Annotated in this window: 10 protein-coding genes; 3 read left to right on the top strand and 7 right to left on the bottom strand. The window is 45.7% G+C overall.

The features are described from left to right. The 6 genes from VIS94_13960 to VIS94_13935 all read right to left on the bottom strand — a co-directional run. Positions 1-354 (bottom strand): hypothetical protein (locus VIS94_13960; GenBank protein ID HEY9162177.1); only part of this gene is annotated, 354 nt, incomplete at its 3' end. Positions 355-366: 12 nt separating this feature from the next. Next, positions 367-936, bottom strand: coding sequence for a hypothetical protein (locus VIS94_13955; protein ID HEY9162176.1), 570 nt, complete (start codon positions 934-936; stop codon positions 367-369). 11 nt (positions 937-947) lie between these two features. After that, a complete protein-coding gene (locus VIS94_13950; protein HEY9162175.1) occupies positions 948-2,048 on the bottom strand; it encodes a PKD domain-containing protein in 1,101 nt (366 codons plus the stop codon). A 363-nt stretch (positions 2,049-2,411) separates the two neighbouring features. Beyond that, positions 2,412-2,582 (bottom strand): hypothetical protein, encoded by a 171-nt coding sequence (locus tag VIS94_13945; GenBank protein HEY9162174.1) that lies wholly within the window; start codon positions 2,580-2,582, stop codon positions 2,412-2,414. Positions 2,583-2,593: 11 nt separating this feature from the next. Next, complete coding sequence (locus tag VIS94_13940; protein ID HEY9162173.1) at positions 2,594-2,869, bottom strand: hypothetical protein; 276 nt, start codon at positions 2,867-2,869, stop codon at positions 2,594-2,596. 253 nt (positions 2,870-3,122) lie between these two features. Further along, on the bottom strand, positions 3,123-6,356 hold the full coding sequence (locus tag VIS94_13935) for an AsmA-like C-terminal domain-containing protein (protein HEY9162172.1): 3,234 nt from the start codon (positions 6,354-6,356) through the stop codon (positions 3,123-3,125). 89 nt (positions 6,357-6,445) lie between these two features. On the opposite strand from VIS94_13935, the gene VIS94_13930 reads away from it, so the two are divergent. From VIS94_13930 to VIS94_13920, 3 genes are read left to right on the top strand one after another with little or no spacing between them, the layout of a single operon-like run. Next, complete coding sequence (locus VIS94_13930; GenBank protein ID HEY9162171.1) at positions 6,446-7,918, top strand: pitrilysin family protein; 1,473 nt, start codon at positions 6,446-6,448, stop codon at positions 7,916-7,918. 1 nt (position 7,919) lies between these two features. Continuing rightward, on the top strand, positions 7,920-9,227 hold the full coding sequence (locus VIS94_13925) for a pitrilysin family protein (protein ID HEY9162170.1): 1,308 nt from the start codon (positions 7,920-7,922) through the stop codon (positions 9,225-9,227). After that, positions 9,224-9,940, top strand: coding sequence for a hypothetical protein (locus VIS94_13920; GenBank protein HEY9162169.1), 717 nt, complete (start codon positions 9,224-9,226; stop codon positions 9,938-9,940). Before VIS94_13925 ends, VIS94_13920 begins: the two co-directional genes overlap by 4 nt. 178 nt (positions 9,941-10,118) lie before the next feature. On the opposite strand, the gene VIS94_13915 is transcribed toward VIS94_13920, so the two are convergent. Beyond that, the gene (locus VIS94_13915) at positions 10,119-10,772 is read right to left on the bottom strand and encodes a GntR family transcriptional regulator (GenBank protein HEY9162168.1); all 654 of its coding nucleotides are present in this window, start codon (positions 10,770-10,772) and stop codon (positions 10,119-10,121) included. Positions 10,773-10,956 lie beyond the last annotated feature (184 nt).

The raw sequence follows: 10,956 nt of genomic DNA, 5'->3' as shown, positions 1-10,956 counted from the left end.
GTTGGGTATCCCCTTCACCGGTATTCCTAAGAACGTATCGTCCAAGCCTCCATTATTTTCTAAAGGAGAACCTTTCAACGGATCATAAAAATGGTTGTAGGCTCTGAATAGCAAATCTTCGTTGGTACTGCCGGTTTTTATCAAATCCATAATTGTTTTACCATTAATACCAGTAATGCTGTCTAGGCCATTATTCATACCTAAATAGCTTTTAAAATATGTATCTGTTTTAGATTTATATAAAGCATTTTCTGTTATTGCAGGATGAGTTTTTTTATCCCCATATGAATAAGATTGAACTGGACAAATAAATGTTGATATCAAAATAGCCAATATAATTAAACTGTATTTCATTTTCATTCCTCCTTATTTGATTCCATCATCCAACTTTTTATTGTCTCTGACATCTAATTCTCTGCTTTTAAATGGGAGTTCTTGCCTTACAGCCTTAAAAAATATTTTATCTTTTGCTTCGGAGTAATTTCCTCCGGTTGCTGCATTAATATAAATCGAATGTTCAACAAAAGAAAATTTCTTCGGCCATTTTTGAAGTTTGACGATTCTGTTGTCTTTGTTGAAGTCAGACCTTTCCCCATCCATGAATATCGAATTGCTGTCCCAAAGAACATATCCGAATTTATATACATTGAGATTGGGTTGGCTGATTATATTGATACCCCAGTACCCTGGAATATTGAAGTTGCCGTCCTTGTCCGAGGTCGTTTCGACGATTTTGGAGACGACTTCAAATCCCCCTTCAAAGAACCCATTTAATGAAAATTCACCCCTCCTCCATATGCATATCGCGACCGCTCCCTCAACCGGTTTGCCAGTCTCTTCATCTATAACCGTCCCGGTAGGTTTTTTTGCAAAGGAAACCGAAGGAACCATAATTAATATAAGCAATAAGATGACGGCCGGATATTTCGCATTCATTCTATGCTCTCCTAAAAACTGTCAATCCACCAGTTGCCGTACGGGTCCATCACGAAATAAATATAATAGGTTACTGTTTGAATCTGACCGTCAATAACCTGATCCCGTCTGATCCTGTATTTTGCTGTAGATCCTTTGATATACACAGGTTCAATGTCCGCCATCCGGGATGCTATTGCCGGGAGCTGGTCTTTAAGGTCCGTAAATATCGGCTCATACTCTTTTGTTGAAGAAGGGGTGAAATCTTTAAGAGCTTTTTCCATGTCGCCGCTGGCAAGGCCGTTTTTCATATTGCCCCATTCCGACCTGAGCGTTGAATCGATTGCCTGACTGTTCTGGACTGCAATACTTATTGAATCGGAATATTCATTGTTCAGACTGTCAGTGACTTTTGCGGAAAATGTATAGACACCTTCGCCGGTGAGCCTTACCTTGTAATCAGTAGGGATGCTCAGCCATTCGTAATCGCCGTTTTCCGGTTTTTTATCACAGGTTACAGTCGGCGTGTAATTACCTGATACCGAAACGCTGAATGTAGCCTCCATCGGTGATATCCCTGTAATGTCATCACAGGAAATGGATACCATCTTTTGTGCTTTACCCTGTACGGTAACGCTCGCCGTGCCTGTACTTCCGTCATCATCAGTGACATTGACTGAAATAGTATTTTCCCCTTCTGCAATAGGGACTTTGTTTGCAATAAAATGCCCGTCATGAAGCAAAGCAGGTGAGTTGTTGACTGTAATTTTTGTTTTATTCCCATCTGGATTGCTTACCGTGCCGGTTACCAGCACATCAGATTTGCCGATGTTCTCATTCTGCACAGGGGATGTTATCATTACGGTTATCGTCCTGGATGTTACATTGATCGTTGCTGTCTTTGAGGCAGTTTTACCTTTTTCATCGGTTAGAATAAGTTTTGCTTTGTAGTCACCGACTTTTTCGTATGTATTGGCAGCTGTAATGCCTTCGGCATCTATAACGCCGTCGGAATTAAAATCCCACTGATACTGTGCAATTTTTGAGAGGCCCTGTTTTGACTTCTCGGCGCTGAATTCAACCTTTAAAGGGACCGTCCCCTTAGACGGGGTTGCCGTTATCTTCGGAGACATAGAACAGCCTGATATAAAGATGATGATACCCAAACACACCAATGAATTAATTTTGATTGACTTCATTTGACCTCCACAGAAATTTGAAAGTTTAACAATTACGGCGGGAATACAAAATTTTGAGCAGTCTGACATCACATCCTCCATAAAAAAATTAAATAATTAAATGATAGATTGTTATGCTTGCAAAATAACATGCCTGTATTTGTTTCTCAACATATAAATCTTATGTTGAAAACTCCAACAGGAACGGATGATATGAATTTTTTAAGAGGAATTTCTTCTGTTCATTTCAAGAAAAAAATAGCCGGAAAACCGGGCTGGGAAGGGATACCCGATTTTCCGACTCAGGGTTGATTCACATTAATTTCCTGATAATTCCTTAAACGCTATTTTCACGCCGTCTTCAGCTGCCACCCTCATCCAAGTGAGGCTAATGGTATATTTTTCCCATGCAGCTTTTAGACTTAACCACGCATGAGGCCTGCGGAAATTTATCGTGTTTCTGTTTACAGCCGCCTGATATACACCCATGACGTCCTCCATTATGCCGCAAGCGGCAGTTCTTTTTTATCCGTCATATTGATTATCTCAAGGACCTCGCCAAGTCCGAATTCTTCCGGTACCGCACCCCAGGGATTAATTTCCGGGTTGTCCTTGCATGACGGGCAGAGGTGCTTGAATGTAAGGTCTTCGGCGCCCGTACCCCAGACTTCAAGCTTCAGGCACTTTTTGCAGATCGCTTTGCCGCAGGTATCGCAGGTATCTACAGCCTCAGCCTTGCCGCATATCGCACAACGTTTCAAATTGACGGCCTTCATGGCTACCTCCTTTATGTTTTTACTAACGTTACATTTATTATTGCGATTACCGTGCCAGCATTCATGAAATGAAGGTATCATCATATCTTGTTGTTATCATTGGTTTATTTATGGTTAAATCCGAAAGAAGGTCATGAGTATATGGCAGCACACCCATAAATATCAAAATTTTCATGGGGGGGGCTGACCATACCGGTAACATGTCCTTATAAGTCAGGCGCATAAGGAACATATTCTAAATTATCTGCCGGGCCTACTTGCCGCCCTTGTTTATACTCGGCAGTATTACATCCTCCGGTCTTGTCAGCAGGTCTATCGGCAGATTAAGGACGCGAAGCAACGACTGTGCGACAGGGTGCGATATCGATACGGCAGGCAGATACTTTACCGAAGGATCTTCAACCGGGCCTCTCACTTTGAGGCTTATGACGATCAGGGTGCCTTTATCCCCTGTAAGCACCCAGCCTACGATGGGTATCATGGCAACCGTCCTGTCAAAGGTTTCAAGAGGCTGAATACCCATAATGACATCCATGTAATTCGTCCTGAGCATGTACTTGCCTACTGCAGAAACCTGAAGCGAATTGCTGTCCAGATAGAAATTTTCGAATGTCACATAAGAATCCCTTACTGTAAAATCCGCAGAGATGTGATTATAGGGAAACCCCACATGTGTAAGGTCGAACTCACCCGACTTGATAATCTTATAGGGATTCAATACGCTGAATATCCTTGAAACAAGATTATACTTGTCTATTATGCCGTTTACAGCCTTGAACTTGATGTCACCGTTTACCGCATCGCCCGTATTCCAGAGCCTTCCATGCATGCTCATCGCACCTGTTATCCAGGGTTTTCCCTTGGATTGCATCTTCAGGGCTTCCGCAATTGGCGTGTTGTCAATGTTGATATTGAGGTCATATGTCATGCTGCCTGAACGTGGGACCATCGCCGAGCCGGTAATTGTTCCGTAAGGCAACTTTAATTCCATCCCGAGTAGCTTCAAAACACCGTTTTCAAGCAGAACTCCAGTGGAACCTTGAGGGATGCTGATTCCTGAATAATTCAGGTTGGTAAATTTGACTTTTGCATCAGCCTTTATTTTATCAAATGAATCGCTTGTTGAGGGCGGCTTCCCCTCCTCGCCCAACTTGAGATCAGCAATTGCAACATCCCCTTTGAATTCGGGAATCTCGTTCAGAATCAATGACCCGTTAAGGGTGGCGTTTATCCCGGTTTGAACTACTTTGATGTTGTTCAGCTCCAGATTTTTCTTCTCCATCATCAGGTTGCCGTCGATCTTTGTAGGTGTCCCCTTATATTCAAGCTGGATGTTGTTCAGGTTCAGCTTGCCGAGAAGGTTCGTCTCATCGCCAAGTTGTATGGAAAAGTTACCCGATGCAACCCCGGTCCTGGGTATGAAATCCCCTTTCCTGATAATGTCAAACGTTGAAAAATCGATACTGCCTGCAAGACTGAAAGACGAGTATTTGTCACAGGTATAAATACTTGTCTTAATGTTTGTTTCCCCCAGGACGGTGTTAAGCTCCGGTATATTGATGAAATCATCCCGGCCTATCCTGGCGGAGAATTTTCCCGACCCTGTAATCATACCGGTTCCGGGCTTTATCTGCGTTCCATATATTGTGAAATCTTTTGACTGTATAGAGACATTCCCGGCAAGGTCAGGCCATGTCCCTTTGCCTGAAGCAGTTATACTGGTTTCCTTATCAAGACTGAAGGCCTCCGAGCCGGGTATGCCCCTTGCCCGCAGGTCAAATGTAAAATTGATCCTGCCGAACGGGTCCATGACATTAAGATTCAGGCTGTCAATCGGCTTATCATTATAGGTGCCTTTAACCATTGCGATAAGAGGTTTGAAATATTCCGGGCCTTTCACTGTCCCTGAAAGGTCCCTGATAACCGCATCATCCCAGTTCAGGTCAACACCGTCAAGGACGGCGTCACCCCTGACCCTTGCACCGCCTGTTTTTTCCTCATAGAAAACCTGCGCCTTTGCAGTAATTCGACCGTCTTTGATATTTTTTACCGGGTCGAGGAATGTATTGACATTCATTGCAACCACCGCTGCTCGCCAGGCCTGAATAAAATCGGCCGCCTTCATGTCGAGGTCGGCTTCAACTCCTATTCTGAAGTCGTCCCTGTGAGTGGCCGGGAATCTCAATACCACGGATTTAAGCGGTGAGCCGCCTGCCGTGCCCGTGATGTTAAGTACGTTGATATCCCCGTTTCGCGTCTCGAGATCGGCCTTTATGTTCCTTATGATATTCCCCGGTCTTGAACTGAAGGTGAGGCCTCTCACCGCCAGAGCTATATCAAGGTCCTGTATGCATGATTCGAACGAAGTGAAATCTTTGACCTTGCCTTTGAACCCTGCATGTCCGATTGTGGCGCTGCCTCTCCTTGCCTGTTTCTTCAGAAGCGCGAACAGCCAGTCCGGAAACTCCTTGAGTGGAAGAAAATCCACAAATGGCTCATAATCGAATTCATCCGAAACTATATTCAGATCCAGGATCATCTCTCCTTTCTTATCAATACCCTTTATCGCTGCCGCTCCGGTAAAATTTATAAGATTTGAATTAACCTTCAGGTCTTTTACGTCAATATCCTTCATATCGGTAGATACACTGGATATCACACCAAGACGTTCGACTTTCGCCCCCCAGGGCAGGTCTAGCCTTGTTAGATCGATCCTTGAATTGCATAAATAACTGTCGCCTTTTTTGCCGAACCCGGCCTGAAAAGCCAGATTGTCAGCCTTTATGCCCCAGGGAAGATTGAGCCCGTTAAAATCGAGAGAAGCATCGCCCGTCAGATCGCCGTTCTTTGTTATGAATGAAACCATACCGCCCAGATATCCTGTAAACCCTTTATCCAACCCTGAGAGGTCAAGGTTTCTCAATTGAGCCTCGCCTTTCCATGAACCGGCCGATTTGATCGCAGCAAGTCTGATATCGCCGCCGAGCACATCAGCGTTCAGGTCGGCCAGATAGGAGCTCACGGAACCTCTGATGTTATCAATCTTAACTGACCTGTCCTTATAATAGATAATGCATATAGCCCTCATTGTCCTTAAGAGCGGCAGTTCTGGTGTTTTTTCTTCTTTCTTTATCCTGTCCGCATGGACGATAATGTACGGATTATCAAGGTCAACCGATTTGATGCCGTTTCTGCCGAAAAGCAGACCCCATTTTGAAAACCGGGCGGTTATCGAATCGGCTTTCAGATAAATTTCATCCGGACTGCCGAATTCTATCCCTGAAACGGTAACATAAGGGTTGCCGAAAAGTTCCAGGTGAATGTCTCTGATGACGATTTTTCTGCCAAGCTTTTCGCTTATGGCGTCTTCGGCAATAGTCCTCATCCTTTCAGGGGTTATGTAATACCAGGCAGCCAGAAAACCCGCCGTTATGATTATTATCACCGCAAGGAGCATAACAATAATAGTTTTGATGAATTTTTTCATGCGCTCTTTTCCAAATAGTACATTTATCCTATAATTAGCAAGACCCTGCTCTATCAACAGGTTATACGCCTTCATGAGAGGAGAAACAGATGACAGCTTATATGGATCCAAAAAAGAACGGGTTCATGGCAACCCTCATTATCCTGATCCTCTTTTCCGTTAACGGATATTTGCAGGCAGCCGACATGCCCAATGTCGAAAGGTTTGTCCTTGATAACGGCATGACCTTTCTTCTCGTACCCAGAGATTCCAGCTCGGTTTCCTTCGACGTGAAGGTCAGGGTCGGCAGCATAGACGAGCAGACCGGCAAGACCGGGCTTTCCCACATGCTGGAGCATATGATGTTCAAGGGGACCCGGACCATCGGCACGAAAGACTACCACAGGGAAAAAAGCCTTCTGGATAAGATGGATATCGTTGCGGAAAAGATGAAAACGGCTGCGCCCGAAAAGAACGCACTATTAAAGAAGGAGATGGCTTCTCTGATAAATGAGGCCTCTGCCCTGCAGGTGCCTGGTGAGCTCGACAGGCTGTACTCTCTTGCAGGCGGAGTCGGACTGAATGCGTACACCTCTGCAGACCTGACCTCGTATCACGTGAGCCTGCCGAAAGGCAGAATCGAGTTCTGGGCCGCAATCGAGAGCGACAGAATGCGCAACCCCGTATTCAGGGAATTCTATACGGAAAAGGAGGTTGTTCTGAAAGAGCGCGCACAGAGAACGGACCTGTCCGACAGTAACGCCCTTTTCGAAAAGTTTCTCCTGCATGCTTTCGAGGCTTCGCCGTACAGGAACCCCATCATCGGTTTCAGAAACGACATCGAAGGCCTGACTACAAAAGACCTAGAGGATTACTATTTCTCGCATTATATCCCAGGGAATATGGTGGTGTCCATTGTAGGGGGCTTCGACCCTGCTGAAACAAAAAAGCTTCTGAAAAAGTACTTCAGCGGGATTCAAAATCGAAAAACAGACGAAACAATCGTGCAGGATGAACCCGAACGCAGGGCTCAAATAAAGGTTAAGCTCTCTTCAAAGGAGCAGCCGAACATGATCATCGGCGTACAGAAACCCAAACTTCCTGCAATTGAAGATACATGCTTCGACGTAATCAATCAGGTCCTTACCGGCGGCGAAACGTCAAGGCTTATCAAAGCGCTAGTCAAGAAGGGTCTTGCATCCGGTGTCAGCTCATACAACGGCCTGCCCGGCAGCAGGCTTGACAACCTGTTCATCATATCCGTGGACCCGGTGAGCCCGCACACGAACAAGGAGATCGAGGAAGTGATATGGAAGGAGATCGAGCTTCTAAACAAGGACGGCATCACAAAAGAAGAGCTGGACCAGACCGTAAGGAGCCTGAGAAAATCCGTCCTTTCGTCGCTAGAAACCGATGCGGGCGCGGCGTCCGTACTGACCACATATGAGATGCTTGCCGGAGACTGGAAATATATATTCAAAAACCTCGACGCCCTTCAAACGCTTACCCCCGAGCAGGTCAGGCAATGCTGCGCAAAATACCTTGTGAGGGAAAAAGCGACCACGGCATATCTGGAGGAATGAAATGAAAAAGGCCGTATTCATTATTTCAGCCGTTCTTATTATATCAGGATGCGCAACAACGGCGGACCCGGGATTTCTTGCGACAAAACCGGCCGATGCCACACCTGCTTCCCCAAGGTTTACAGACGGCGTATACAGGCTTGACGGCACAGGCGTTACTCACGTCATGCTGCTTTTCCCCGGCGGTACACTTCTGGATGCAAAAGGCCGAGAAGGAACCGCATCACTTCTTTGCTCGTCGCTTGTAACAGGCGGTGCCAAAGGCATAAGCCCCGACGAGATGGACAAACTGCTCGACTCACTCGCCATCGACATATCCGTCTCGCCGCAGAGGGACTGTACCGTTGCCAGCATCTCCTTCCTGCCTGACGTTTCGGACAGGGCGATAGGACTGTTCATCAATGCATTGAAATCGCCCCGGCTGGATACATCCAGGGTGGAGCTCGTACGCGGCATAATGAAAGACGGCATCATCCGCAAGGATGACGAAGCCATCGAACAGGCTTTTTCCCTGTACAAAAAGCACTATTACAGGGACGACCCAAGGGCCGGAGAGCCCACGGTTAAAAGTGTGGACGCCATAACGAAGGACGACATGCTGAGAGTTCACAGGGAAATATTCGGATCAAAGCCTCTCATAGGCATAATCGGCGACCTCGACGAAAAGAACACGGCGCTCCTCAAAAGCACATTCACCGGGGATTTCTCGGTTTCAACGCTTACGTACCCGCCCAACCCCGATTACGGTATATTCACTGGCAAAGCCAACCAGAAACAGTGCGTGCTCCTCATGATACACAAGGCGCCCGCCATGAAGGATCCTTCCTATGCCTCTTCAGTCGTTGCCGATTTGATAATCGGCTCCGGCGGCTTCAACTCGATGCTGGTGAAGGAGGTCCGGACAAAGGCCGGGCTTGCCTACTCAGCAAACAGCTTTTATCAGGCATCGTTACTCTGGGGTGCGTTCGGCGTCATCGTCATCACCGAGTCCAAGGATTTGCAAAAGGTGAAGGATGCCGTCGCACTTACGTTCGAACAGGCGGAAACGGGCATAACGGACGAACTCCTGAACTGGGCGAAGACCACAATCATCAACAGGGCCGCAACGGAATACAACACGCCGGGCGGCATCATCTCTCATTCCATGGGCTATGTTTTCCAGGGGATTCCTTCTGATTTCGACAAAAAATTTCTGGCTGACATCGCCGGTCTCACCCTGCCCGATGTCCGGAAAGCGGCCTCGTCATTGGTGAAAGGACCTTGGGTCGAGGTGGTCATAAACCCTCCGGAGACACCGAAAAACAAATGAAGCAGGCAGATATATCCAAGCTGCAACCTCAGGATGAAACAGCACGTAAACGTGTAGAGCTTTTCTGTGAGCTTGTCTTCAGGCTTAAAAGGATACACTATACCGGAAACCAGCTGCTAGATGATGACATACAACCTCTGCTGAAAAAAACCTCCAAAGAATTCTTCGAGGATATCAAGAATATCCTGATAGAATATTTCATACTTGAGGTGGCAAAGCTAACCGATCCTGCAACATCCTACGTAGGAAAAGATGAAATAAGAGAAAACTTAACAGTCAGTAATTTAATCGAGTCAATTGAATGGCAACCAGAACCCCTTCAGAAGATTAAAGATCTAAACAAAACTATTGAAACATTTCGCGAGCATATAATTGACGCCAGGCGGAGACTTCTTGCTCACTATGATATGAAGACCGTCCTCTCCGGTGTCACTCTAGGAGCCTTTCCAGAGAGAAAAGACCTTGAACTGCTTAACTCATTGGAAGAAATGTGCAATGTATTTCATAAGGAGGCTTTCAGTGAGATATTTGGTGAAATGATCCCAAATCATCGAGGAGATGTTCTGGATTTAATCATGGCCCTTAAAAAAGCCATTACCTTTGATAAACTCATATCTGATAACAAAGGAGACGATTCCGAACGACTAAACAGATTTCTCCTTGAATTTGATCAGTCTTCAAATTTGAACCATAAGGGGAAAGTCGATTTCTAATTAAATCATAACTGGCTTAACAGAATTTCTGCATATGCATATGTTTATGAACATGAAAACTTTAATCAGAAGGTCCCCAGCCTCTTGTTTTTCACTGTTTTGCCAGTTTATGTTATATATTCATGGACTTTCTAATCTACTACAAGATGGAATTAAGTCCACTGACAGTTCGTCTGCTCTAATCCTGTATGATGTTAAGGGCAAATTCCATGTCGCTTGCCAGCAGTTCGCTGACAGCCTTAACTCCCTGCTTAACATTTCTTTTCTTTATGGAGTCGTTGATTTTACGCAGATGCGTGAGCGTTCCTTCAATATTGATAACCCTCTGCCTCAATGCCATATGCTGCACCCTCATAATGCTGGGCACCAGATCCATGATGATTTCCTTAATGAGCTGGTTGTCGTTAACCTCGAGGCAGATCATTGCATACTCAAATCGCATATCGTAATAGGCGTCTTCGTCCCTGTCAGGTGACAGGCTTTCTATCTTTTCTAGTGCGGCGTCAAGCCTTCTGATCCGATCCTCGTCGGAATTGAGTATAACCTGTCGCAGGATAAGGGAGTACAGCACCTGCAGAATTTCATAGAGCCATCGTATGTACTGTTTGGAGAGCGGGGTGACCCGTGCTCCCTGGCGGGGAATAAGCTCGACCAGTCTGTTTTTCTGAAGGGATTGCAAGGCTTCCCTGATCGGGATACGGCTTACACCCAGGGCCTTTGCAATATGCGCTTCCCGTATCCATTCACCAGGTTTGATATGCCCCCTGACGATCTGCTCGGTCAGATACCTTGTTATTTGATTAGGAAGACTGTCCGATATTCGAAAATTCATAGATATTGTGTTTTCCCTTCCTTGTTAGAGATACTTGCATCTTCTGATTACACCTTACAACGGCGCCATTAAATACGCACAATAAGTTGCTTGTCAATGAGCAAGTGGACCTGTGGGCCATGGGTATTGACAGTGATGGAACCGCCGTAAAGTAGCAAGCACTGATAAAGTATAGATATTGACA

It is taken from the genome of Desulfomonilia bacterium (assembly GCA_036567785.1).
Classification (GTDB): Bacteria; Desulfobacterota; Desulfomonilia; order UBA1062; family UBA1062; genus DATCTV01.
Note: the sequence above shows the minus strand (reverse complement) of the source record. Positions and strands in the feature narration are given on the sequence as shown.